This is a genomic window from Micromonospora sp. NPDC049282, assembly GCF_043197045.1.
Classification (GTDB): Bacteria; Actinomycetota; Actinomycetes; order Mycobacteriales; family Micromonosporaceae; genus Micromonospora.
Genome location: NZ_JBICSL010000005.1, coordinates 130,275 through 153,342, shown reverse-complemented (window position 1 = coordinate 153,342; position 23,068 = coordinate 130,275). Strand labels below are relative to the sequence as shown.

Below are 23,068 nucleotides of genomic sequence, written 5' to 3'. Positions count from 1 at the left end.
ACCCCATGGCGCGCATCGTGGTCATCGGCGCCGGCGTGGGCGGCCTCGCCGCCGCCGCCCGGCTCGCGGTCACCGGGCACGAGGTCACCGTCCTGGAACGGGCCGGCACGGTCGGCGGCAAGCTGGGCCGGTGGGCGCACCACACCCCGGAGGGGTCGTGGCTTTTCGACACCGGGCCGAGCCTGGTCACCCTGCCGCAGGTCTTCCACGACCTGTTCGAGGCCACCGGGGCGAAGCTCGACGAATACCTCGATCTCGTCCCGCTCGACCCGATCGTGCGGCACGTCTTCCCCGGCGGCGGCCCCGCGCTGGACTCCTGCGCCGACCCGGACGAGTTCACCGCCCGGATCGGCGCCGCGTTCGGCGACCGCTCCGCCGCCGACTGGCAGCGGCTGTGGCGGCGCGCCGCCCGGGTGTGGGAGGCGTCGCACCGGGACATCCTGCGCCGCACCGTGGACTCGCCGCGCGACCTGGCCGCGCTGGCCTGGCGGCTGGGCGACCTCGCCGCCATCGGCCCCGGCCGCACGCTGCGCGGGCTGGGCCGCAGGCACCTGTCCGACCCGCGGCTGCGGATGCTGCTCGACCGGTACGCCACCTACACCGGCGCCGACCCGCGCCGCGCGCCGGCCGCGCTGGTCGCCGTCCCCTACGCCGAGCTGGCGTACGGCGGCTGGTACCTGCGCGGTGGGCTGGGCACGCTTGCCGACGCGCTGCTGTCGCGCTGCCTGGACCTCGGCGTGGTGGTGCGCACCGGCGCGGCGGTCACCCGGATCGACGCGGCCGGCGGCCGGGTGCACGGGGTACGCGTCGCCGGTTCGGCCGTGCCGGTCCCGGCCGACGTGGTGGTGGCCAACACCGACGCGCTCACCGTCTACCGGGACCTGCTGCCGGACCCGCGCCGGCTGGCCGCGCTCACCGACCGCAGCCTGGCCGGTTTCGTGCTGCTGCTCGGCGTGCGCGGCGCCTCCGGGCTGGCCCACCACAGCGTCTTCTTCCCCCGCGACCACGACGCCGAGTTCGACGCCGTCTTCGGCGACCCCGGCCGGGGCGTGCGGGCCCGCCCGGCCCCCGACCCGACCGTGTTCGTCACCGCGGCCGACGACCCGGCGGTCCGGCCGGACGGTCACGAGGCGTGGTTCGTGCTGGTCAACGCACCCCGGCACGGCACCGCCGCGGACGCGGTGGACTGGCGGCGGCCGGGGCTTGCCGAGGCGTACGCGGACCGGATCCTCGACGTGCTGGCCGAGCGGGGGGTGGACGTGCGGGACCGGCTGGTGTTCCGGGAGGTCCGCACGCCGGCCGACCTGGACGCGGCCACCGGCGCGCCGGGCGGGGCGATCTACGGCACCGCGGGCGGGCTGCTGCGCCCGGCCAACCGGGGCCCGGTGGCCGGGCTCTGGCTGGTGGGCGGCTCCACCCACCCCGGTGGCGGCCTCCCCATGGTGACCCTCTCCGCGGAGATCGTCGCCGACGCCATCGGCCCGGCGTGGTAAGGAGGGGCCCCTTCTTAACGCCTCCGGTAGAGAAGGGGCCCCTTCTCGCACCCACGGCGGGCGGTCAGCCGGCGTCGACGAGCGCGCGGCGGACCGCGGAGAGCAACTGACCGAGGCCGAAGCCGGCGAGCAGCACCCACACCGTGGTGGCCATGGTGATGGTGCCGGCGGTCAGGTCGGCGTCGATCAGCCCGGTGAGCCCGGCGACCAGCAGCCCGACCAGGGCCACGCAGACCCGGGTGGGCCGCTCCCCCACGGTCACCGCGCCGATCTCGCGCATCCCGGCCGACACGGAACGGGCGCGCACGTACTCGTGCAGCCAGGACAGGCCGCCGGCCGCGGCGACCAGCGCGCCGGGCGCGCCGAGCAGCCAGAACGCGATCAGCCAGGCCACCTCGCCGAGCCGGTCGGCGACGGAATCGTAGACGTAGCCCAGCCGGGTGGTGCGGTGGGTGGCCACCGCCACCGCGCCGTCGACGCTGTCCGCCACGGCGGCCAGCAGCACGAACAGCGAGCCCAGGAACGGCCCGTCGCCGGCCCGGCCCACCAGCAGGGGTACGCAGAAGCAGAGCAGCACCCCGAACACGGTCACCGCGGTCGGGCCGACCCGCAGCCGGCCCAGCACGAAGCCCACGTGGTAGGCGAAGCGTAGCCACGCGCGCACCACCGGCGCGGCGCTACGGGGATCGAACCCACCGTGCAGCCGCGCCCACGCGGTCGCGTACTGGTCCCAGTTCAGCTGTGTGCCCACCACGGGATCAACCGTAGAAGGGCGTTCCGGGTGTCGTGTGGCGGGTGGTCACACCCGGGCGTCGGCCCGCAGGCGCTGCCAGACCTCGCGGGTCGCGGTGGACCGGTTGAGCGTGATGAAGTGGATCCCCGGCACGCCCTCGTCCAGCAGCTTCGCGCACATCTCGCCGGCCTGCTCGACGCCGAGCCGGTGGACCGCCTCGGGGTCGTCGGCCACCCGGTCGAACCGTTCGGCCAGCGCCGGCGGGAACGGCGCGCCGGAGAGCTGCACCGAACGCGCGATGGTGCCGATCTGGGTCACCGGCATCACCCCGGCCAGGATCGGGGTGTCGCAGCCGGCGGCGGCGACCCGGTCGCGCAGTCGCAGGTAGTCGTCGGCGTCGAAGAACATCTGGGTGATGGCGAACTCGGCGCCGGCCCGGCACTTGCGGACGAAGTGCGCGGTGTCGCTGGCCACGTCGGGCGAGCGGGGGTGCTTGTACGGGAAGGCGGCCACCCCGACGCTGAAGTCGCCGCTGTCGCGGACCAGCCGGACCAGGTCCTCGGCGTAGTGGACGCCCTCCGGATGGGTGATCCACTCGCCGCCCGGGTCGCCCGGCGGGTCACCCCGCACGGCCAGCACGTTGCGGACCCCGACCGAGGCCAGCCGGCCGATCACGTGCCGCAGCTCGGCGACCGAGTGGTTGACCGCGGTGAGGTGCGCCATCGGCAGCAGGGTCGTCTCGGTGGCGATCCGCTCGGTCACCGCGACCGTGGTGTCCCGGGTCGAGCCGCCCGCGCCGTAGGTGATCGAGACGAACGACGGGAGCAGCGACTCCAGCTCGCGGATCGCCTGCCAGAGCAGTTTCTCGCCGGCGGGGGTCTTCGGCGGGAAGAACTCGAACGAGAAGGTGGGGCGGCCGTCACGGATCAGCTCCCCGATCGCCGGCTGGGGATTGGGGAGGACCGAGGGGAGACCGAGCGCCACGGACCGACTCTAACCGGACCGGGCCGGTGTGCCGAGGACCTTCCCAGCCCGCGAGCGCGCCGGCCGCGACGTCGTACCCCGGGGGTAGAAACGACGTCAGCGCGGTGGGCGGCCGGCGGCCGGCCCGGGGGCCCGCGCGGGGGTCGCCACGACGGCGACGCGCCGGTGCGGCAACAGCCGGGCGTCCGCGTCGCCACCCGCGCCGTCGCCCCGGAGGTCCCGATGAACCCGTTCTCGCCGTCCGGCCCCCGCCTGCTGGGGCCGCTCCTGGCCGAGCTGCGGGCCGCCCGCGGCTGGAGCCAGCAGCGGCTCGCCGCCGCGCTGTGCGCCGCCTCCGGCGTGCCCACGCTGACCCGGCACGAGGTGTCCCGATGGGAACGCCAGCTCCGGCTCCCCGGCGATTTCTGGTCCTCCTGGCTGGCGACCGTCCTCGGGGTCCCGGGCGAGCTGATCGCCGAGGCCACGGCGCGCAGCCGCCGGCTCGGCGCGGCGCCCGCGCAGGTCGACGCCGGCGGGTCCCGCGCCCGGCTGGCCCTGCTCACCCTCGCGCACCGCTGGGCGGCCGACCCGACCGGCGACACGCTGGCCGGGCCGCTGGCCGACGGCGTGCCACCACCGGTCGACCGGTGCAGCCGCACCGGCGCGCGACACGTGCCGGTGGGTCCGCTCGGTCTCGACCCGGTCGGCCGTCAGGTCGCGCCGGCGGTGCCGGACGACCCGCCCGACGGGACCGGGCTGGCCACGCTGCGGCGGTGGGACGACCTGCTCGGCGGGGGCGATCTCGCCGGGCACGGCGCCCGGCGGCTGCGACGTACGGTCCGCGTCCACCGGGCCGCCGGGCCCGCCGGCCGACGCCGGCTGCTGCCGACGCTGGCCGAGTCGGCCCAGCTGGCCGGGTGGTTGGCCGCCGACGCCGGCGACCTGACCGGTGGCCTGGTCGCCTACCGGCTGGCGCTGCGGGCCGCGCTCGCCGCCGGGGACCGGCCACTGGCCGGGCACGTGCTCGGCTCGGCCAGCCACCTGCTGGCCGGCGCCGGCGACCCGGTCGGCGCGCTCACGCTGGCCCGGATCGGGTACGCGGCCGGCCGTGCCGGCGCCTCCGCCGGGCTGCGGGCGCTGCTGCTGCACCGGGTCGCGCTCGCCGCGGCGCTGGCCGGCCGGCGCCGCGCCGCCGGGCAGGCACTCGCCGGAGCGGCCCGGGCCGGCACGCCCGATCCGGGCCGGGAGCCGCCCTGGCTCTACTGGCTCGACGAGGTCGAGCTGGCGGCGATGACCGGGCGCACGCTTGTCGCGCTGGGCCGCCCGGCGCCGGCCGTCGCGCTGCTGGCGCCGGTGGTGGCCGGCCGCCGGGGCGGTCCACGCCGGGCGGCCGTCTACGGCGCCTGGCTGGCCCGGGCGCACCTGCGGCTCGGCGCGACGCCCGAGGCGTGCGCGGTGGCCGGCGCGGCGCTGCTCGACGCGGTCCGCTCCGGTTCGCCACGGGCGGTCGGCGAACTCACCGGGTTCCGCCGCGAGCTGGCCGGCCGACCGGCCGGTCGGCGCTGTCCGGAGCTGCTCGCGGCCGCCCGTCCCTACCTGCCGGTCCCCGTCGTGGGCGGGTCCGACCCGAGGCGGGCCCGGTGGCCCCGGGCGGCGCGCCGGGGCGGCGACGGGGCGCGTCCGGCGGGAACCGACTAGCGTCGGGGCGTGACCCATGCTGCTTCCGTCTCCCCCGTCGACCGTGCCGGCCTGCGCCAGCGGATCGACAAGGCGCTCACCGAGTTCCTCGCCGGCCAGCGCGCCTGGCTGGCCGCCGTCGACGACGGCCTGCTGCCGGTCGCCGAGGCGATCGAGGCGTTCGTGCTGGGCGGCGGGAAGCGGCTGCGCCCGGCCTTCGGCTACTGGGGTTACCGCGGCGCCGGCGGGATCGACTCCGACCAGGTCGTCGCCACCCTGGCCGCGTTGGAGTTCGTGCAGGCCAGCGCGCTGATCCACGACGACCTGATGGACCGTTCGGACACCCGTCGGGGTGAGCCCGCGGTGCACCGGCGGTTCGCCGCCCGGCACCGCGCGGCCGGTTGGGGCGGTGACGCCGACTCGTTCGGCGACGCGTCGGCGATCCTGCTGGGCGACCTCTGCCTGGTCTGGTCCGACGAGCTGCTGCACTCCGCCGGCCTGGCCCCGGCGACGGTGGCGCGGGCCCGGCCGGTCTTCGACGAGATGCGCACCGAGGTGACCGTCGGGCAGTACCTGGACGTGCTGACGCAGGCCACCGGCGACACCTCGCTCGACCGGGCCGGCAAGGTGGCCCGCTACAAGTCGGCGAAGTACACCGTCGAGCGTCCGCTGCTGCTGGGCGCCGCGCTGGCCGGCGCGCCGGCGGAGGTGCACGCGGCCTACTCGGCGTACGGGCTGCCGCTGGGCGAGGCGTTCCAGCTGCGCGACGACGTGCTGGGGGTGTTCGGCGACCCGGAGCGCACCGGCAAGCCGGCCGGCGACGACCTGCGCGAGGGCAAGCGGACATATCTGGTGGCGGCGGCCCTGGAGACGCTCGACCCGGCCGGCCGGGAGCTGCTGCTGGGCGGGCTCGGCGCACCGGATCTGGACGCCTCCGGGGTGACCCGGCTACGCGAGCTGATCACCGCGAGCGGCGCGCTGGATCGCGCCGAGCGCCGGATCGCCATGCTGACCGAGGGCGCCCTGGCCGCGCTGACCGCCGTCGACCTGGACACCGAGGCGCGTCAGGCCCTGGTCGACCTGGCCATCGCCGCCACCCGTCGCGCCGACTGACCCCGACCCCACCCCCACCCCGGTCCGCGCCCCGGTCCGCGCTGATTCACGGAAAACGTGGGCATTCCGCGTGCGACAGCCACGCTTTCCGTGAAACAGCGGGCACCGGGGGTGGGGTGGGAGGGGTCACTGTCAGAAGGCTATGGCTTGGGCGCGGCGCTTGACCTCGCGGGCCAGGTCGCCGGCGAGCGCGGCGGCGGGGGTGCCGGGAAGGCTCGGGTCCTCGCGGTAGAGCCAGCGCAGCGCCTGCTCGTCGTCGTACCCGGCGTCGGCGAGCAGGTTGAGCACGCCGGGTAGGTGCTTGAGCACGATGTGGTTGGCCACCAGTTCGGCCGGGATCCGGCGGACGCCGTCGCGGCGCACCGCGAGCAGCTCCCGGTCGCGGATCATCTGGTGCACCTTGCTGATCGACAGGTCGAGACGCTCGGCCACGTCCGGCAGGGTCAGCCAGCCGGCCGGGTCGGTCGGTCCGGGCAGGTCGGCACCGGTCTCGGCGGGTACGGAATCGGTCACCCGACCACCCTGCCACGTGCCCGCCGCCCGGGGTGCACGGCACCCCCGCAACCGCCGGGGGCGTGCCGGTCCACCCTCGTCGCACCCCGGCGGTAGCATCCTGTTCATCCTTCACCGTCCCGACACATAGACTGCCTGCCGATGGACACACAGGTCGCCGACACGTTGCTGGGCTCGCTGCTCGACGGGCGCTACCGCATTCGCGGTCGCGTGGCCCGTGGCGGCATGGCGACCGTGTACACCGCCACCGACGAGCGCCTGGAGCGCACCGTGGCGGTCAAGATCATCCACCCGACCCAGGCGCCGCAGGCGCGGGCCCGGATGGCCGGCTTCGTCGAGCGGTTCACCGACGAGGCGAAGACCATCGCCCGGCTCACCCACCCGAACGTGGTCGCGGTCTACGACCAGGGCATCCACGCCGGGCTGCCCTACCTGGTGATGGAGTACGTCCGCGGCCGCACGCTGCGCGACGTGCTCGCCGAGCGGCGCCGGCTCAACCCGGACGAGGCGCTCGCGATCGCCGAGCAGATGCTCGCCGCGATCGCCGCCGCGCACCGGGCCGGTCTCGTGCACCGCGACGTCAAGCCGGAGAACGTGCTGGTCGCCGAGGCGCCCGCCGGCGGCAGCGGCAACCTGGTCGACAGCGTGGTCAAGGTGGCCGACTTCGGCCTGGCCCGGGCCGTCGAGGCCAGCGCCGAGGAGGAGAACGGCAGCCAGCTGATGGCGACCGTGGCCTACGTGGCGCCGGAGCTGGTCACCCAGGGACACGCCGACCCGCGCACCGACGTCTACTCCGCCGGCATCGTGCTGTTCGAGATGCTCACCGGCCGGGTGCCCTATGACGGCGACCGCCCGGTCGAGGTCGCCTGGCAGCACGTCGACCGCGACGTGCCGGCGCCGTCGACCCTGGTCCCGGCGGTGCCTCCGGTCCTCGACGCGCTGGTTGCCCGCGCCACCCGGCGTGATCCGGCCGCCCGCCCGGCCGACGCCGGGACGCTGCTGACCGAGGTGCAGGCGGCCCGCGACGAGCTGGGCAACCCGCACGCGCACACCGCCGTGCTGCGCCAGATCAGTGACGACACGTCGGTGCTGAGCCAGCCGACCCAGGTGGTGGCCGCGGTCCGTCCGGCCGAGCGACCGACCTGGGCCCGGCTGCCCGAGGGCGGCGGGCAGCGCCCGCACCGGCGCCGGGCGGACGAGCCGGAAGGGCTGGGCGCCCGGCTGGCCGCCCTGCGTACCCGGGTCATGGGCTCGCCGCGCGGCCGGTTGGCCGTCGCCGCGGCGGCCGTGGTGCTCGGCCTGGTGGCCGCGCTCGGCGGCTGGTGGTTCGGGGTGGGCCGCTACACGGTCGCGCCGCAGCTGGTCAGCATGACCAAGGCCGAGGCCGAGGCGCAGGCCCAGCGCGGCGGCTTCACGCTGCGCTACGCCGACCCCCGATACGACGAGACGGTGCCGAAGGACACGGTCCTCGGGCAGGCGCCCGGGTCGGCCGCCCGGATCGTCAAGGGCGGCACCATCACCCTGACGCTGTCGCTCGGCCCGGAGCGGCTGCCGGTGCCGGACGTCGTCGGCAAGGACTACGAGCTGGCCCAGGCCGACCTCAGCGGCGCCAACCTGGTGCCCGCCAAGGGCGCCTCCCGCTACGACGACGCGCTGCCGGCCGGCGTGGTGCTGGCCACCGACCCGAAGGTGGGCACGGTGGTCAAGCCCGGGTCGAAGGTGACGCTGATCCTCAGCAAGGGCCGCGCCCCGGTCACCGTGCCCAACCTGGTCGGCAAGAACATCAACGAGGCGCGCGGCGTCCTGGCGAAGCTCGGGCTGACCCCGGAGGAGAACTACAAGGACTCCGACAAGCCGAAGGACGAGATCCTCGGCCAGAGCCCGGCCGACGGGACCGGCGTGGAGAAGGGCGCCAAGGTCAAGCTGGAGATCAGCAAGGGTCCGCCCCAGGTGGCCGTCCCCCGGGTGATCGACATGCCGTGCCAGCAGGCCAAGCAGACGCTGGAGAGCCAGGGTTTCCCGGTCACCGTCCAGCTCAACCCGAACGGTGTGGCCCGGCTGCAGAACCCGCCCGAGAACACCCAGGTCCCGCCGGGCACCCCGGTCACGGTGACCTGCCTGTGAGCGCGAGGAGCGAGCCGGTCCTGCGAGCCCCGCAGTCGCGAACGAAGGCAGGCCCTGTGAGCGCGAGGAGCGAGCCGGTCCTGCGAGCCCCGCAGTCGCGAACGAAGGCAGGCCCGGCGAGCGCGAGGAGCGAGCCGGTCCTGCGAGCCCCGCAGTCGCGAACGAAGGCGGGCCCGGCGAGCGCGAGGAGCGAGCCGGTCCTGCGAGCCCCGCAGTCGCGAACGAAGGCAGGCCCGGTGAGCCCGGGGCACGTGGCCGGCGACCGCCGGCGGGTGGGCTCGCACACCCCCACCTCCGGTGGGCTGGCCCGGGCGGCGTTGCCGTACGCCGAGGCGGCCGCCTCGGAGGTGGTGCAGGTCTACGTCTCCAACTCGCGCGGCTGGGCGCTGCCGGCCGGCGACCCGGCGCAGGACGCGCTGTTCCGCGACGGCTGCGGCGAGCGTGGCCTGCCCGTCTTCATCCACGCCTCGCTGCTGGTCAACCTCGGCTCCCCCACCCCGGCCACGGTCACCCGGTCGGCGGAGACGCTGGCCCACGCGCTGCGGCGGGGCCGTGCCATCGGCGCCGAGGGCGTGGTGTTCCACGCCGGCAGCTCCGTCGACGCCGGGCACGCCGAGGCGGCCCTGCGGCAGGTGCGGGAGTCGCTTCTGCCGCTGCTGGACGAGACCGCGGCGGCCGGCGGGCCGATGCTGCTGGTCGAGCCGAGCGCCGGGGGCGGCCGGTCGTTGGCCTCCCGGGTCGAGCACCTCGGCCCCTACCTGGACGCGGTCGACCGGCACCCGATGCTGGGCGTCTGCTTCGACACCTGCCACGCCTGGGCCGCCGGGCACGACCTGGCCGCCGAGGGCGGCATGACCGCCACGCTGGACACCCTGGTCGCCACCGTGGGCGCGGACCGGCTGCGGCTGGTGCACGCCAACGACTCGAAGGACCTGTGCGGCTCCACCCGGGACCGGCACGAGAACATCGGCAAGGGCAGCATCGGCGAGCCGGCGTTCGCCGAGCTGATGCGCCACCCGGCGACCGCCGGCGTGCCGGTGCTGGTGGAGACGCCGACCGAGAAGCACGTCGGGCACGCCGCCGACATCGCCACCCTCAGGCGCCTCCACCCCTGACCCGGGCGGGAACGGGTCAGGCTCGCAGGGCGGTGGCCAGGATGTCCGCGGCGCGGTCGATCTGGGCGTCGGTGACGTCCAGGTGGGTGACCAGCCGGGCGGTACGCGGGCCGAGCACCGAGATCAGCAGGCCCTCCGCCCGGGTGGCGGCGGCGAGGGCGTGCGCGTCGAGCGGGTGCTTGGCCAGGTCCAGCGGCACGATGTTGGTCCGCACCCCGGTCGCCAGCACCCCGTGCGGGGCGACCGCCTCGGCCAGCCGGGCCGCCTTGGCGTGGTCGTCGGCGAGCCGCTCGACGTGGTGCGCCAGCGCGTACCGGCCGGCGGCGGCCAGGATGCCGACCTGCCGCATGCCGCCGCCCATCCGCTTGCGCAGGAACCGGGCCCGGGCGATCTTCTCGGCGCTGCCCACGACAAGCGAGCCGACCGGCGCGCCCAGCCCCTTGGAGAGGCAGACGGAGAGCGTGTCGAACAGCGCGCCGTACTCCGCCAACGGCACCCCGTCGGCCACGTGCGCGTGCCAGATCCGGGCGCCGTCGCAGTGCAGGGCGAGCCCGTGCTCGTCGGCGACCGCACGCAGCCGGCGCAGCGTGGACAGCGGGATCACCCCGCCACCGCCCCGGTTGTGGGTCTGCTCCACCGCGATCGCCCGGGTCGGCACCGCGAAGTAGCCGTCCGGCCGGATCATCCCGACGACCACGTCGGGGTCGAGCTCCGCGCCCACCGCCGGCCAGGTCCGCGACGAGATTCCGGCGTACGCGGCCGCGGCGCCGACCTCGTACGTGACCACGTGCGCGTCGGCGTCGCAGAGCAGCTCGTCGCCGGGTGGGACGAGCAGTTGCAGGGCGAGCTGGTTGGCCATCGAGCCGCTCGGGGCGAACAGCGCCGCCTCGTGCCCGAGCCGGGCGGCCACCTCGGCCTCGAGCGCGGCCACGGTCGGGTCCTCGCCGTAGACGTCGTCGCCCACCTCGGCGGTGGCCATGGCTTCCCGCATCCCCGGCGTCGGCCGGGTCACGGTGTCCGTACGAAGGTCGATCACACTATCCACGGTGTCTCCTTTCGGCTGCCGACTGCGGGGCTCGCAAGCTCACTGCTCGCGTCAGCCACTCTCATCTCTTCGGCTGCCGACTGCGGGGCTCGCAAGCTCACTCCTCGCGTCAGCCACTGTCATCTCTTCGGCTGCCGACTGCGGGGCTCGCAAGCTCGCTCCTCGCGTCAGCCACGGAGCATCTCCGCAACCAAGAAGGCCAGCTCCAGCGACTGCTGGGTGTTCAGTCGCGGGTCGCAGGCGGTCTCGTACCGGTCGGGCAGGTCGAGGTCCTCGATGCCCTGGGCGCCGCCGAGGCACTCGGTGACGTCCTCGCCGGTCAGCTCGACGTGCAGGCCGCCCGGATGGGTCTCCAGGCCGCGGTGCACCTCGAAGTAGCCGAGCACCTCGTCGACGATCCGGTCGAAGTGCCGGGTCTTGTAGCCGTTGGAGGACTCGTGGGTGTTGCCGTGCATCGGGTCGCACTGCCAGACCACCTTGGCGCCGGCGGCGGTGACCTTGGCGACGATGGGCGGCAGCGCGTCCCGGACCCGGTGGTTGCCCATCCGGCTGATCAGCGTGAGCCGGCCGGGGACGTTGTCCGGGTTGAGCTTCTCGCACAGCTCGATCGCCTCGTCCGGCGTGGTGGTGGGGCCGAGCTTGACGCCGATCGGGTTGGCGATCCGGGAGATGAAGTCGATGTGCGCGCCGTCGATCTGCCGGGTCCGCTCGCCGATCCAGAGGAAGTGCCCGGACAGCCCGTACGCCCGGCGGTCGGAGATGCGGGTGAGCGCCCGGTCGTACTCCAGCGCCAGCGCCTCGTGGGAGCAGTAGAGCGTGACCGTCCGCAGCGCCTCCTCGTCGGTCATCCCGCAAGCCCGAATGAAGGCGATGGCCCGGTCGATCTCCCGGGCGATCGCCTCGTAGCGCTCCCCGGCCGGGGACTGCCGGACGAAGTCCTTGTTCCAGTCGTGCACCGCGTGCAGGTCGGCCAGCCCGCCGGCCAGGTACGCCCGCAGCATGTTCATCGCGGCGGCCGAGTTGGCGTACGCCCGGATCATGCGCTGCGGGTCGGCGATCCGCGCCTCCGGCGTGGTCTCCAGCGAGTTGATCATGTCGCCGCGGTAGGCCGGCAGGCCGCGGGCGTCGGTGGGCAGCGACCGGGGCTTGGTGTACTGGCCGGCGACCCGGGCCACCTTGACCACGGGCAGCGACGCGCCGTAGGTGAGCACGATCGCCATCTGGAGCAGGGTGCGGGCGTTGGCCAGCAGGTGGCTCTCGGTGTTGTCGGCGAAGGTCTCCGCGCAGTCGCCGCCCTGGAGCAGGAACGCCTTGCCCTCGCAGACCAGGGCGAGCCGCCGCCGCAGCTGGTCGACCTCGTAGGGCGCGACCACCGACGGCACCGTGTCCAGCACCGTGCAGACCTCGGCGACCTGCGCGGGATCACTCCAGGGCGGGGTCTGCGCACGCGGCAACTCCCGCCAGCGGTCGAGGCCGAGGGCCACGTCCTCGGCGGAGTCGGCGGTCGGGCGGCTGGTCTGCAGACCCGGGCTGCCCACGGCGGGGTGACTCAGCTGGTGCCACTCATGGCGCATGCGGGAAAGCGTACGGCGACCGTCCGGCTCACCCGACGCCGAGGGGGACGATTCCGCTGCATGGGAGATCGCCGCCACATCGACGCCGGATCAGGGCGTGGCATCCGGCCGGACGGGGTCGCCATCCGGCGGGGCGGGGTTGCCGATCGGTGCCTCGCCGGCGATGCACCAGTCCGCGCCGGTGCGGGTCACCGTGAACAGCAGCGACCGGACGGCCTTGCGCGAGCCGGCGGCCACCGTGACCGAGGCGCTGACCTCCTGGCCGCGCGGCCCGGTGCGGACGGCGGTGATGGTGGCCTGCGGCACCGTGAAGTGGTCGGCGAAGTCGCCGTTCGGGCCGGTGGCGGCGGTGTCGAAAGCGGCCTGCATGGGCGCGCAGAGCTGACTGCGACCGGCGGCCGCGTCCCGGGCGGCCAGCGCGTCCAGGTACGCCTGCACGCGCTCCCGGCTCTTGGCGGCGGCCTCCTCGGCCGGCGCCCGACCGGTGGGCGCGGCGGCGCTCCCCCCGTCGTCGCCCGCGCCGCAGCCGGCCAGGCCGGCCGGCAGGAGCGCGAGCAGGGCGAACGCGGCCACCGGGCGGCGGCGGTGCTTCGGGACCATCGACCCTCCTCCTCGGCACGGACCGGTCGAGCGGCGAGTGTGTCACACCGACCCGCGCGCCGGTCGCCGGCCTCCCCATCCTCGCCTCGATCGTCCCGCCCGGCCAGGCGGCACGCCCGCCGGCCCGCGACCCCGGCTTGACGATCACTAGTCTCGGGTGCCGTGGCGGCACCGGGCCGCGTCCTTCGGAGGAGGTGACGAACCATCCTCACCGTGACATCCGTCGACACCGCGTGGCTGCCCCCGGCCGAGCGGTTCGACTTCTGGCAGGAGCTCGTCGCCCGGCAGGCGTCCACGGCCAGGATCCGCAGCCCGCACGTGGACGACTTCACCGCGTCGGCCCGGGTGATCGACCTGGGCACGATCCGCCTCGGTGTCTGGCGTTACCCGTCCCTGGAGTTCACCCGACCGGCCCACCTGATCGACAGTGGTGACCCGGAGCTGTACCAGCTCGCCCTGCCGCTGTCCGGGAGCGGGGTGGTGACCCAGCAGCGCCGCGAGGGGCCGCTCGACCCGTCCGCGTTCACCCTCGTCGACACCGTCCGGCCGCACGGCTCCCGGCTGCGGCCGGACGGCGCGACGGCGGGAGCGGTGGAGACGCTGACCGTCCTGGTGCCGCACCGGGCGTTGCCGTTGGCCCCGCACCGACTGACCGGCCTGTTCGCCGCCGACATCCCGGCCCGCACCGGGATGGGCGCGCTGCTCGCCGCGTTCCTGCGGCGGATCGTGGCGCACCCGGAGCAGTACGCGGCGGCCGACGCCCCGCACCTCGACCGGATCACCCTGGACCTGGTCGCCGGCACCCTGGCCGGGCGGCTGGACGTCGAGCGGGACCTGCCGGTCGACATCCGGGTCACCGGGCTCCGGACGCGGGTGACGGCGTTCGTCCGGCAACACCTGGCCGATCCGGAACTCTCCCCGGCCGCCGTCGCGGCGGCGCACCACCTGTCGTTGCGGTCACTGCACCGGCTCTTCGAGGGCACCGGCACGACGGTCGGCGGGCTGATCCGTGCCGGCCGGCTGGAGCGGGCGGCCCGGGAGCTGGCCGACCCGAGGCTGGGGCGGCTGAGCGTCGCGCAGGTCGCCGCCCGGTGCGGTTTCGCGCACCCGGCGCACTTCAGCCGCGCGTTCCGGGCCGCCTACGGGTTGTCCCCGGGGGAGCACCGGGAACGGGCCGCCCGGGGTTGACCACGCGGGCGGGGAGGGGCCGGTGCGGTCCCTCCCCGCCGGGTGGGTGGTGCGTCGGCCCTCGGCTCAGCCGAGGGTGTGGTGCGTCGGCCCTCGGCTCAGCCGAGACCGCCCTTGATGGCGCCGATCAGCTCACCGTTGCTGGTGTCTCCGGAGAGCTCCCAGAAGAACGCGCCACCGAGGCCCTGGGTGTTGGCGTAGCTCATCTTCCCGCCGATGGTCGCCGGGGTGTCGTAGCTCCACCAGTTGCTGCCGCACTTGGCGTACGCGGTGCCGCCGACCGTGGCCGTGGCCGGGCAGGTGTTCTTGAGGACCTTGTAGTCCTCGATGCCGGCCTCGTAGGTGCCCGGCGCCGCGCCGGTGGCGCTGCCGCCGGGAGCGGTCTGGGTCACGCCGGTCCAGCCCCGGCCGTAGAAGCCGATGCCGAGCAGCAGCTTGTTGGACGGCACGCCCTTGGACTTCAGTTTCTGGATCGCCGCGTCGGACCAGAAGCCCTGCTGCGGGATCCCGGTGTACGAGTAGAGCGGCGAGTGCGGCGCGGTCGGCCCCTGGGCGGCGAACGCGCCGAAGTAGTCGTACGTCATCGGCATCAGCCAGTTGAGGTTCGTCGCCGCGCCGGCGTAGTCGGTCGCGTCGATCTTGCCACCGTTGCTTCCGTCGGCGGTGATCGCCGCGGTGACCAGGAAGCTGGAGCCGAACTTGGTCCGCAGCGCGGAGACCACGTTCTTGAACGCGTTCGGGCCGCTGCCGTCGCACTGCAGGCCGCAGGCGTTCGGGTACTCCCAGTCGACGTCGATGCCGTCGAAGACGTCCGCCCAGCGCGGGTCCTTGACCAGCGAGTAGCAGGAGTCGGCGAACGCGGCCGGGTTCTGCGCGGCCTGGGTGAAGCCGGCCGACCAGGTCCAGCCGCCGAAGGACCAGAGCACCTTCAGGTTCGGGTACATCTTCTTCAGCTTGCGCAGCTGGTTGAAGCTGCCGCGCAGCGGCTGGTCCCAGGTGTCGGCGACGCCGTCGACGCTGTCCGCCGCGGTGTACGCCTTGTCGTAGTCGGCGTAGCTGTCGCCGATGCTGCACCGCCCGCCGGTGGTGTTGCCGAAGGCGTACAGGATGTGGGTCAGCTTCGCGGCCGAGCCGCTGGTGTGGATGTTCTTGACGTGGTAGTTGCGGCCGTAGACGCCCCACTCGGCGAAGTAGCCGACCACCTTCTTGCCGCCGGTCGGCGGGGTCGTGGTGGGCGGGGTGGTGGTCGGCGGCGTGGTGGTGGGCGGCGTCGTCGTCGGCGGGGTGGTGGTCGGCGGCGTGGTGGTGGGCGGCGTGGTCGTCGGCGGGGTGCCGCCGCCGGCGCAGGAGCCGCCGTTGACGGTGCAGTTCAGCGGCCCCTTGTACGCCCCGGTGCCGTTGTAGCCCCAGCTGAAGCTGGCGCCCGGGGCGAGCGGCCCGGCCCAGCTCTTGTTGACCGCGACGTAGTGGTTGCCGCTGCGGGTGACGTCGGCGTCCCAGGAGCTGCTGATCGAGGTGCCGGAGGGCAGGTCGAACTCGATGCGCCAGCTGTTCACGGCCGCGCCGGTGCCGTTGGTGACGGTGACCCGCCCCTCGTGACCGGTCCCCCAGTCCTGCACCTTGGTGAACGTGGCGGTGACGCTGCCGGCGGCCGACGCGGTGGTCATGGGCACCGCGGCGACCGCGAGCGCGACCACGGCGCCGGTGGCCCAGAGGGCCCGGCGGAGCGATCTCTTCATACGGCGTCTCCCCAAACAGTTAGGAAACTTTCCAAATTGATGCTGAGACGCTACTCACGCCGTCATCAGTTCGTCAAGATGTAGATGCGTCGATTTCACGGGTGGCGCGGGGCGAGCCGCGCGGCGGCCCGTAGCCTCGTCACATGACCGTTTTCGACGTACCCATCGACGCCCTCGCCGGCGGCCCGACCGACCTCGACCGCTACCGCGGCCGCGCCCTGCTGGTGGTGAACGTGGCCTCCCGCTGCGGCCTCACCCCCCAGTACGCGGGCCTGCAGGCGCTCGCCGACACCTACGCCGAGCGCGGGCTGACCGTGCTCGGGGTGCCGTGCAACCAGTTCGCCGGCCAGGAGCCGGGCGGCGCGGCGGAGATCGAGGAGTTCTGCCAGGTGAACTACGGCGTGACCTTCCCGCTCACCGAGAAGGTCGACGTCAACGGTCCGGACCGGCATCCGCTCTACGCCGAGCTGGTGTCCACCCCGGACGCCGAGGGGCACACCGGCGACGTGCGCTGGAACTTCGAGAAGTTCCTCGTCGCGCCGGACGGCGCGGTGGCCGCCCGGTTCGCCCCGCAGGTCACGCCCGAGGACGCCGAGCTGCGCGCCGCGATCGAGAAGGTCCTGCCGGCCTGAGGAGCACGGCGGAGCGGCATGCCTCCTCCTGCCCGAGGCATGCCGCTCGCGGATCGAGCGCTTCCGGTCAGCCGGCGGCGGACCGGAAGACCGGGTAGTAGCCGCCGGACTGCCCCGCGGCCGTCGGGTGGTAGGAGATGGTCAGGTTCAGCACGTTCAACGCGTGCAGCCACTTGGTGCCGTAGCTGCAGAGCTGGTGACCGACGAAGATGGAGCGGACGTCGGCGAACGTGAAACCGGCCGAGGTGGCGGCCGTCCGGGTGATGTCGTCGAGCAGGTTGATGCCCTCGTTGATCTTCGCTCGCGAGGTCGCGGTGAGCCCGACGCAGACGGTGCCGAGCTGGTAGAAGACCGGGTAGCCGACCACCACGACGCGGGCCGAGGGAGCGCGGCTCCGGATGCCGTTGTAGACGTTGGCGAGCCGGCCCGGCATCTGGGTGCGGGCCACGTCCATGGCCGAGTTCACGGCCGCCACACACTGCGACTCGCCCTGGAGCACGCAGGTGCTCATGATGTTGGCGAAGCCGACGTCGTTGCCGCCGATCGTGACGCTGACCAGCGTGGTGGTCGAGGAGAGCGCGGAGAGCTGGTTGTTGATGACGTCCGCGGTGGTGGCGCCGGAGCAGGCGACCGAGCGGTACGAGGCCGGTCGGATGTTGGCGTTGTAGAGCGCCGGGTACGCGTTCGTGCTGCGCAGGCAGTTGCCGCTCTCGGAGGTGTAGCTGCCGGCACCGACGCCGGAGGCGTACGAGTCGCCGAGCGCGACGTAACGGTCGGACGGGGCGGCCTGGGCGGGGGCGGCCAGGGACAGGGTGAACCCGACCGAGGCGGCCAGGGTCAGGGCGAGGGTGGCAAGACGGGATCTCCGCACGTCGCACTCCTGGGGGTGGGAAGTGGTGGTGAGAGATTGATATCAATAAGATCACCAAACATGGAAGATCACCGATTTGCAGCCCTAGTCCATAGAGACTTGTCCATACAAATCGATGCCGCGCCGGGATCCGCCAATGAAGGTTTCCGCCAGGGTGGGCAACTACCACCACGGTCGGGAATGCCGGGGCGGGCAGGCGGCCGCCCGCCGCCACGCCGACGGCTGACCGGCCGGCGGGCATCCCGCCGGTCCGGCGCTCAGCGCTCGGGAAGCGTCAACCGCATCGCCGGGTCGGCGGTCTCCCGGAACCCCAGCTCGCGGTAGAGCGGCCGGCCGGCCGCCGTCGCTCGACCGTGCCCACCGCGCACGCCGCCAGCGACACGCCGTCCGGCGCGTCCACCACGAAGGCCGCCAGCCGGGGATCCGGCTCCGCCAGCCAGGCGCGCAGACTGTCCCGCGCGACGTCCCGCCAGTGGCCCGGCGCGGCCGGCGCGCCGCTCATCGCGGCGAGCATCAACCCCCGGAGCCGGACCAGCTCGTCGGCGTCCGACGACGTCGCGCGACGCGGCCCGCCCACCGGCTCAGACCGGACGGCGGCCGGCGAAGCCGCACTCGACCCGGTGGTACCACCGGACGTCGGTGTCCCCCTCCAGCCAGCACCACAGCACCGCCCGACCGTCGCGCTCACCGGGGAAGTCGAGCAGCACCGGGGCGATCCCCTTGACCTCGATGTCGTGCTGGTGCAACTCCTCCACCACGGCGTGCAGCCGGGCCTCCAGCGCCTTCACCTCGGCGAGCCCGCCGAGCGCGCTGGCGCCGTGGTCGGCCAGGTCGACCCGCAGCTCGGCGAGGTCGGCACGGAGCTTGATCAGCTCGTCGACACGGGGCCGCAGGGTGGCCACCAGGTGTCGCGCCTGGGCGAGAGTGAACACCCGGCCAGTATGCGGTACCGAGGCTCCGCCAGGCTGACGACGGCCCGGCCGCGGTCACGACTCGGTCCAGTTCCGGGACGAGCGCCCGTCACCGGCCGCACCGACGCGCTGACCGGTCAGTCCGCGTGGGCGGCGAGTTCGCGGGCCCGGTCGCGGGCGGCCTCCAGCGCCGCCAGCATGGCCGCGCGTACGCCGTGGTTCTCCAGCTCGCGGATAGCGGAGATGGTGGTGCCGGCCGGCGAGGTGACCGCCTCGCGCAGCTTCACCGGGTGCTCGCCGGAGTCGCGCAACATGACCGCCGAGCCGATCGCGGTCTGCACGATCAGCTCGTGCGCCACCTGACGAGGCAGGCCGAGCAGGATGCCGGCGTCGATCATGGCCTCGACCAGCAGGTAGAAGTAGGCCGGGCCGGAGCCGGAGAGCGCGGTGACCGCGTCCTGCTGGGACTCCGGCACCCGGACGGTCGAGCCGAGCGGGGAGAACATCTCCTCGGCCAGGGCCAGGTGCGCGTCAGTGGCGTGCGCGCCCGGCGAGATGGCGCTCATCGCCTGGTCGACCAGGGCCGGGGTGTTGGTCATCACCCGCACCACCGGGGTGCCCTCGGGCAGCCGGCGGTTGAAGAAGCTGGTCGGCAGGCCGGCGCAGAGCGAGATGACCAGCTTGCCGGCGGGAACCTTGGGGCCGATCTCGTCGAGCAGGGCGGCGGCGTCCTGCGGCTTGACCGAGACGGCCAGCACCTCGGCCTCGGTGACCGCGGTGACGTTGTCCACCACCCGGACGCCGTAGCGGTCGGTCAACTCCTGCGCGCGGGCCGGCCGGCGCGCGGTGGCGAGCAGCCGCTCCGCCGGCCAGCCGGAGCGCAGCAGCCCGGAGAGCATCAGCTCGCCGATCTTGCCGGCGCCGATCACCGCGACCGTGTGCCCGCCCACCGCGCCTCCTCGTCCGACAACTGTTAAAAAGAGGGCCCCTGCTATACGCCAGGCGTTAGGAAGGGGCCCCTCCTTACACCTCAGCTGCCGAAGAAGACCTCGGCTTCGGCGTACCGCTCCAGCGGCACGGTCTTCAGCTCCGCGGTGGCCTCGGCCAGCGGGACGCGGACGATGTCGGTGCTCTGCATCGCGACCATCTTGCCCCAGTCGCCCTCGTGCACCGCGTCGATGGCCTGCAGGCCGAGCCGGGTGGCGAGCACCCGGTCGAACGCGGTCGGGGTGCCGCCGCGCTGGATGTGGCCGAGCACCACGGTGCGGGCCTCCTTGCCGGTCTTGGCCTCCAGCTGCTCGGCGAGCCACTGGCCGATGCCGCCGAGGCGGACGTGGCCGAACGAGTCGAGCTCCTGGTTGTGCAGCACCATCTGGCCGTCCAGCGGCTGGGCGCCCTCGGCGACCACCACGATCGGGGCGTACTGGTGCTGGAAGCGCTTCTCGACGTAGCCGGCTACCTGTTCGACGTCGAACTGCCGCTCCGGCAGCAGGATCACGTTGGCGCCGCCGGCGAGACCGGCGTGCAGGGCGATCCAGCCGGCGTGCCGGCCCATCACCTCGACGACGAGCGTGCGGTGGTGGCTCTCGGCGGTGGTGTGCAGCCGGTCGATGGCCTCCATCGCGATGTTGACCGCGGTGTCGAAGCCGAACGTGTAGTCGGTGGCGCCCAGGTCGTTGTCGATCGTCTTCGGCACGCCGACCACGTTGACGCCCAGCTCGTGGAGCTTGGTGGCGACGCCCAGGGTGTCCTCGCCGCCGATCGCGATCAGGGCGTCCACGCCCTGCGCGGCCAGGTTCTCCTTGATCCGCTCCACGCCGTTCTCGATCTTGAACGGGTTGGTCCGGGACGAGCCGAGGATGGTGCCGCCGCGCGGCAGGATGCCGCGCACCTCCGCGATGCCCAGCGGCTTGGTCAGACCCTCGAGCGGGCCCTTCCAGCCGTCCCGGAAGCCCACGAACTCGTGACCGTACGTGGCGACGCCCTTGCGGACCACCGCCCGAATCACCGCGTTGAGACCAGGGCAGTCGCCGCCGCCGGTGAGCACGCCGATACGCATGATCTGCTCATCCTCCTGAAGCATCAGGTGAAGCCCGGATTTAGCCCCAGGATATGTGTCGGATCAGACCATCGGCGCCGTTGCCGGCCCGGGGCGGGCCGTCACTGCGAACTGTAGTCGGCGCGGGTGTGTCCCGGCACCGCACCCCGGACCGTTCCGCCCTCCGGGTCGGCTACCGGTCAGTAGCCGACCTCCCGGTTCTCCCCCGCCTTCGGCGGCTTGCCGGTCACCGCCGCCTTGGCGAAGCCGAGCAGGTTGACCACCGTGCTGCCCGGGGAGTCCCAGTACTCCGCCGAGCCGGCGTGCACCTTGATCAGGGTGAGCCCCGGCGTCTGGAGGCCCTCCGGGAACCACGCCTTCAGCAGCGGGTTCCACAGCTCCTTGGCGCGAGCGGCGTCCCACTCCTCGGTGGCGGTGCCGGCCACCGAGACCCAGGCGTTGTGTCGCTGGTCGGAGAAACCGACGTTGACCTGTGGGTTCACCCGGATCTGCCGGATCTTGGCGGAGTCGGCGTACGCGAAGAACCACAGGTCACCGTCGAAGTCCGCCTCCTGCAGGCCCATCGGCCGGCTGACCAGACGCCCGTCGACGGCGGTGGTGGTGAGCAGGCCGATCCGGGCGTCCCGGATCAGCTCGGTGACCTTGCGGCGGGCGTCGGCTGCGCTGGTCGGCTCGTTGCTCATGGACACTCCTCGGATCGGCCTGATGCCGCTCCCGTGCCCAGGGCAGAACGGGTCAAACCTGCTGCACTGGCCGGGCAGGCGCTCACGGCCCTCGCTGCGCTCGGTGCGTTCGCTCCTGCCGCACTGGCCGGGCAGGCGCTCACGGCCCTCGCTGCGCTCGGTGCGTTCGCTCCTGCTCGGCGCTCAGCGCGTGGTCATGGCCCGCCAGCGGGCCAGGTTGTGCCGGGCGTCGACAAGCGCGTCGTGCCGGCCGGACTCGGCCTCCGGCAGCCGGGGCCGACCCCGGTCGTCCCAGAGCTGACGCAGCTCCTTGGTGAACCGGGGGATCTCCCGGGGCAGCGCCGGCATGGCGCCCCAGAGCTGGGCCAGCACCACGTGGTCGTACGCCGCGTACCAGGCCCAGAGTTCCAGCTGCTCCCCCGGCCGGTCGCGCACCGGCGCCAGCAGGAACTCGTGCAGGTCGTCGCGGATCCGCTCCCGCGACCGCCAGGCCCGGTCGGCCGGCGAGGGGAGCTTGTCCAGCACGTTGCGCCGCACCCAGGGCACCGCCCGGGAGTCGTCGAACTCGGTGGAGACCGCGTAGAACTCGCGGCCGTACTCGTCGACGACGCCGATCGACACCAGGTCGACGGTGCGGCCGTCCTCGATGAATTCGCAGTCGTAAAAGTAGCGGTAGGCCATCGGCCCCATCCTCGTCCATCGGCCCCGCCGGGCTGTCGCCGGGGCGTCGGCCGAGGTCGGCGCGGCGCCGGTCGCAGGCCGGGCATGGTCACGGAAGTGTCTCCAGGGGTGTACAGCACGCTACCGGGACGTCATGATCTGATGTGTACCGCCGTCGGGCGCCGAACCGGTTGAGCTGCCTCGTACCGGGACTGACAGCTTCACCCGGTGTGCGAGTGGTGACTTCTGACCGGGGAGGGGTTGGCCGTGGAGTCTCGCCTGCCGGAGCCAGGTGACGCGCTCACGGGCGTGGAGATGTTCGCCGGGCTGGAGCCGGAGGTGCGGCAGCGGGTCATCGCCGCGGCCGTGCCGCGCACCTACCGCAAGGGGCAACTTCTCTTCGTCGAGAACGACCCCGGCGAGTCCCTGATCGTGCTACGCCGCGGCGCCGTGGCGGTGTTCCGCACCGCCCCCACCGGCGAGCGCGCCGTGCTGTCGGTGATCCGACCGCCCGACGTGCTGGGCGAGGTCTCCCTGCTGGACGCCTCGACCCGGTCGGCCTCCGCCGAGGCCATCGAGGACTGCGCGGCGCTGGCGCTGTCCCGTCCCGCCTTCATGGAGCTGGTGCACTCCAACCCGCGCATCCTCGACGCGGTGATGCGCTCGCTCGGCCAGCTCATCCGCCGGCTCACCGAGCAGAACGCCGACCACGTCTTCCTCGACCTGCCCGGCCGGGTGGCCAAGACGCTGGTCCGGCTGGCCGGCGAGAGCCAGGCCCCGATGATCACCATCGAGCTCAACCAGAGCCAGCTCGCGGAGATGGCGGGCGGCTCGCGGCAGAGCGTCAACCAGGCCATCGGCTCGTTCGCCAGCCGTGGCTGGCTGCGTACCGAAGGGCGTCGGATCGTGGTCACCGACGTGGCCGCGTTGCGCCGCCGCGCCGGCATGAGCGACCGCTGACCCGCATCACGAGCGACCGCCGACCGCACGACGGCGGGGCCCGGCGATCGTTCGCCGGGCCCCGCGGTCAGCTGTGACGTCGCCGCGTCAGTTGTCCTTGGTGTCGGCCGGCGGCGCGCTCGGGCCGGGGCCGATCTTCGACGGGTCGGTCTTCTTCGGCGGCGTGGTCGTGGTGGTGGTCGTGGTCTCGGACGATCCGCTGCTCGTGGGCTGCTCCACCATGCCTTTTTCCTCCAGTTCGGCGAGTGTGACGGCGTCCACGTCGACCGTGTCGCCCGAGGCCCACACCGTCCCTCGTGGATCGGTCCATGGGGCGGAAAGCCGGACGTGCACGGCACTCTCCCTGTCGACGGGACTTCCTGCTAGGGGAGACTAGACCCGGCCGAACAGCCGTGACGTCCCGCCGACCCGTCGG

The 23,068-nt window shown here is 73.9% G+C and carries 23 protein-coding genes; 8 read left to right on the top strand and 15 right to left on the bottom strand.

Annotation, left to right across the window (positions count from 1 at the left end; genetic code table 11):
• Window positions 1-5: 5 nt before the first annotated feature.
• Window positions 6-1,493, top strand: a complete 1,488-nt coding sequence (locus ACGFI2_RS11700; protein ID WP_393514509.1) for a phytoene desaturase family protein — start codon at window positions 6-8, stop codon at window positions 1,491-1,493.
• A gap of 64 nt (window positions 1,494-1,557) precedes the next feature.
• On the opposite strand, the gene ACGFI2_RS11695 is transcribed toward ACGFI2_RS11700, so the two are convergent.
• The gene (locus tag ACGFI2_RS11695) at window positions 1,558-2,247 is read right to left on the bottom strand and encodes a CDP-alcohol phosphatidyltransferase family protein (RefSeq protein WP_393514506.1); all 690 of its coding nucleotides are present in this window, start codon (window positions 2,245-2,247) and stop codon (window positions 1,558-1,560) included.
• A gap of 45 nt (window positions 2,248-2,292) precedes the next feature.
• Window positions 2,293-3,210: a methylenetetrahydrofolate reductase [NAD(P)H] gene (gene metF, locus ACGFI2_RS11690; RefSeq protein ID WP_393514503.1), complete on the bottom strand. Its 918-nt coding sequence runs from the start codon at window positions 3,208-3,210 to the stop codon at window positions 2,293-2,295.
• Between the two features lie 222 nt (window positions 3,211-3,432).
• Here metF and ACGFI2_RS11685 point away from each other — a divergent pair, with 222 nt between their 5' ends.
• Window positions 3,433-4,887: a helix-turn-helix domain-containing protein gene (locus tag ACGFI2_RS11685; protein ID WP_393514500.1), complete on the top strand. Its 1,455-nt coding sequence runs from the start codon at window positions 3,433-3,435 to the stop codon at window positions 4,885-4,887.
• Window positions 4,888-4,896: 9 nt separating this feature from the next.
• Complete coding sequence (locus tag ACGFI2_RS11680; protein ID WP_393514497.1) at window positions 4,897-5,979, top strand: polyprenyl synthetase family protein; 1,083 nt, start codon at window positions 4,897-4,899, stop codon at window positions 5,977-5,979.
• A 132-nt stretch (window positions 5,980-6,111) separates the two neighbouring features.
• Here ACGFI2_RS11680 and ACGFI2_RS11675 read toward each other — a convergent pair whose 3' ends face one another.
• Window positions 6,112-6,492, bottom strand: a complete 381-nt coding sequence (locus tag ACGFI2_RS11675) for an Rv2175c family DNA-binding protein (protein WP_393514494.1) — start codon at window positions 6,490-6,492, stop codon at window positions 6,112-6,114.
• 141 nt (window positions 6,493-6,633) lie between these two features.
• On the opposite strand from ACGFI2_RS11675, the gene pknB reads away from it, so the two are divergent.
• Both pknB and ACGFI2_RS11665 read left to right on the top strand, forming a co-directional pair.
• A complete protein-coding gene (gene pknB, locus ACGFI2_RS11670) occupies window positions 6,634-8,616 on the top strand; it encodes a Stk1 family PASTA domain-containing Ser/Thr kinase (protein WP_393514491.1) in 1,983 nt (660 codons plus the stop codon).
• A 251-nt stretch (window positions 8,617-8,867) separates the two neighbouring features.
• Window positions 8,868-9,731 (top strand): deoxyribonuclease IV, encoded by an 864-nt coding sequence (locus ACGFI2_RS11665; protein WP_393514971.1) that lies wholly within the window; start codon window positions 8,868-8,870, stop codon window positions 9,729-9,731.
• A 16-nt stretch (window positions 9,732-9,747) separates the two neighbouring features.
• On the opposite strand, the gene ACGFI2_RS11660 is transcribed toward ACGFI2_RS11665, so the two are convergent.
• The 3 genes from ACGFI2_RS11660 to ACGFI2_RS11650 form a co-directional block, all read right to left on the bottom strand.
• Window positions 9,748-10,767, bottom strand: a complete 1,020-nt coding sequence (locus ACGFI2_RS11660; RefSeq protein ID WP_393514968.1) for a threonine aldolase family protein — start codon at window positions 10,765-10,767, stop codon at window positions 9,748-9,750.
• 176 nt (window positions 10,768-10,943) lie between these two features.
• The gene (locus tag ACGFI2_RS11655) at window positions 10,944-12,350 is read right to left on the bottom strand and encodes a class II 3-deoxy-7-phosphoheptulonate synthase (RefSeq protein ID WP_393514488.1); all 1,407 of its coding nucleotides are present in this window, start codon (window positions 12,348-12,350) and stop codon (window positions 10,944-10,946) included.
• Window positions 12,351-12,440: 90 nt separating this feature from the next.
• The gene (locus ACGFI2_RS11650; protein WP_393514485.1) at window positions 12,441-12,950 is read right to left on the bottom strand and encodes a hypothetical protein; all 510 of its coding nucleotides are present in this window, start codon (window positions 12,948-12,950) and stop codon (window positions 12,441-12,443) included.
• A gap of 213 nt (window positions 12,951-13,163) precedes the next feature.
• Between ACGFI2_RS11650 and ACGFI2_RS11645 the strand changes: the two genes are divergently transcribed.
• Window positions 13,164-14,138: an AraC family transcriptional regulator gene (locus ACGFI2_RS11645; protein ID WP_393514482.1), complete on the top strand. Its 975-nt coding sequence runs from the start codon at window positions 13,164-13,166 to the stop codon at window positions 14,136-14,138.
• Between the two features lie 98 nt (window positions 14,139-14,236).
• Here the strand turns inward: ACGFI2_RS11645 and ACGFI2_RS11640 are convergent, their stop codons facing one another.
• Window positions 14,237-15,877 carry a glycosyl hydrolase family 18 protein gene (locus ACGFI2_RS11640; protein ID WP_393514479.1) on the bottom strand — a complete coding sequence of 547 codons (1,641 nt, stop codon included), beginning with the start codon at window positions 15,875-15,877 and terminating at the stop codon, window positions 14,237-14,239.
• 143 nt (window positions 15,878-16,020) lie between these two features.
• On the opposite strand from ACGFI2_RS11640, the gene ACGFI2_RS11635 reads away from it, so the two are divergent.
• Window positions 16,021-16,509 (top strand): glutathione peroxidase, encoded by a 489-nt coding sequence (locus tag ACGFI2_RS11635; protein ID WP_393514476.1) that lies wholly within the window; start codon window positions 16,021-16,023, stop codon window positions 16,507-16,509.
• Window positions 16,510-16,576: 67 nt separating this feature from the next.
• On the opposite strand, the gene ACGFI2_RS11630 is transcribed toward ACGFI2_RS11635, so the two are convergent.
• The 7 genes from ACGFI2_RS11630 to ACGFI2_RS11600 all read right to left on the bottom strand — a co-directional run bounded on the left by ACGFI2_RS11630 (window position 16,577) and on the right by ACGFI2_RS11600 (window position 21,714).
• Window positions 16,577-17,380: an SGNH/GDSL hydrolase family protein gene (locus tag ACGFI2_RS11630; RefSeq protein WP_393514473.1), complete on the bottom strand. Its 804-nt coding sequence runs from the start codon at window positions 17,378-17,380 to the stop codon at window positions 16,577-16,579.
• 274 nt (window positions 17,381-17,654) lie between these two features.
• Window positions 17,655-17,957 carry a hypothetical protein gene (locus ACGFI2_RS11625; protein ID WP_393514471.1) on the bottom strand — a complete coding sequence of 101 codons (303 nt, stop codon included), beginning with the start codon at window positions 17,955-17,957 and terminating at the stop codon, window positions 17,655-17,657.
• 4 nt (window positions 17,958-17,961) lie between these two features.
• Window positions 17,962-18,312, bottom strand: a complete 351-nt coding sequence (locus tag ACGFI2_RS11620; RefSeq protein WP_393514468.1) for a DUF2203 domain-containing protein — start codon at window positions 18,310-18,312, stop codon at window positions 17,962-17,964.
• A 116-nt stretch (window positions 18,313-18,428) separates the two neighbouring features.
• Window positions 18,429-19,241, bottom strand: a complete 813-nt coding sequence (gene proC / locus ACGFI2_RS11615; RefSeq protein ID WP_393514465.1) for a pyrroline-5-carboxylate reductase — start codon at window positions 19,239-19,241, stop codon at window positions 18,429-18,431.
• Window positions 19,242-19,321: 80 nt separating this feature from the next.
• The gene (locus tag ACGFI2_RS11610; protein ID WP_393514965.1) at window positions 19,322-20,350 is read right to left on the bottom strand and encodes a 6-phosphofructokinase; all 1,029 of its coding nucleotides are present in this window, start codon (window positions 20,348-20,350) and stop codon (window positions 19,322-19,324) included.
• A gap of 179 nt (window positions 20,351-20,529) precedes the next feature.
• Window positions 20,530-21,033, bottom strand: a complete 504-nt coding sequence (locus tag ACGFI2_RS11605) for a pyridoxamine 5'-phosphate oxidase family protein (RefSeq protein WP_393514462.1) — start codon at window positions 21,031-21,033, stop codon at window positions 20,530-20,532.
• Window positions 21,034-21,216: 183 nt separating this feature from the next.
• Window positions 21,217-21,714 (bottom strand): polyadenylate-specific 3'-exoribonuclease AS, encoded by a 498-nt coding sequence (locus tag ACGFI2_RS11600; RefSeq protein WP_091060136.1) that lies wholly within the window; start codon window positions 21,712-21,714, stop codon window positions 21,217-21,219.
• A 246-nt stretch (window positions 21,715-21,960) separates the two neighbouring features.
• Between ACGFI2_RS11600 and ACGFI2_RS11595 the strand changes: the two genes are divergently transcribed.
• A complete protein-coding gene (locus tag ACGFI2_RS11595; RefSeq protein WP_091059444.1) occupies window positions 21,961-22,653 on the top strand; it encodes a Crp/Fnr family transcriptional regulator in 693 nt (230 codons plus the stop codon).
• Between the two features lie 87 nt (window positions 22,654-22,740).
• Here the strand turns inward: ACGFI2_RS11595 and ACGFI2_RS11590 are convergent, their stop codons facing one another.
• Complete coding sequence (locus ACGFI2_RS11590; protein WP_245716295.1) at window positions 22,741-22,914, bottom strand: hypothetical protein; 174 nt, start codon at window positions 22,912-22,914, stop codon at window positions 22,741-22,743.
• Window positions 22,915-23,068: the final 154 nt, after the last annotated feature.

Excerpts from the sequence above, each read along its gene's own strand:
- ACGFI2_RS11700 (WP_393514509.1), top strand. The coding sequence starts at position 6 with ATGGCGCGCATCGTGGTCATCGGCGCCGGCGTGGGCGGCCTCGCCGCC.
- ACGFI2_RS11685 (WP_393514500.1), top strand. The coding sequence starts at position 3,433 with ATGAACCCGTTCTCGCCGTCCGGCCCCCGCCTGCTGGGGCCGCTCCTG.
- pknB (WP_393514491.1), top strand. The coding sequence starts at position 6,634 with ATGGACACACAGGTCGCCGACACGTTGCTGGGCTCGCTGCTCGACGGG.
- ACGFI2_RS11655 (WP_393514488.1), bottom strand. The coding sequence starts at position 12,350 with ATGCGCCATGAGTGGCACCAGCTGAGTCACCCCGCCGTGGGCAGCCCG.
- ACGFI2_RS11650 (WP_393514485.1), bottom strand. The coding sequence starts at position 12,950 with ATGGTCCCGAAGCACCGCCGCCGCCCGGTGGCCGCGTTCGCCCTGCTC.
- ACGFI2_RS11640 (WP_393514479.1), bottom strand. The coding sequence starts at position 15,877 with ATGAAGAGATCGCTCCGCCGGGCCCTCTGGGCCACCGGCGCCGTGGTC.
- ACGFI2_RS11635 (WP_393514476.1), top strand. The coding sequence starts at position 16,021 with ATGACCGTTTTCGACGTACCCATCGACGCCCTCGCCGGCGGCCCGACC.
- ACGFI2_RS11610 (WP_393514965.1), bottom strand. The coding sequence starts at position 20,350 with ATGCGTATCGGCGTGCTCACCGGCGGCGGCGACTGCCCTGGTCTCAAC.
- ACGFI2_RS11605 (WP_393514462.1), bottom strand. The coding sequence starts at position 21,033 with ATGAGCAACGAGCCGACCAGCGCAGCCGACGCCCGCCGCAAGGTCACC.
- ACGFI2_RS11600 (WP_091060136.1), bottom strand. The coding sequence starts at position 21,714 with ATGGCCTACCGCTACTTTTACGACTGCGAATTCATCGAGGACGGCCGC.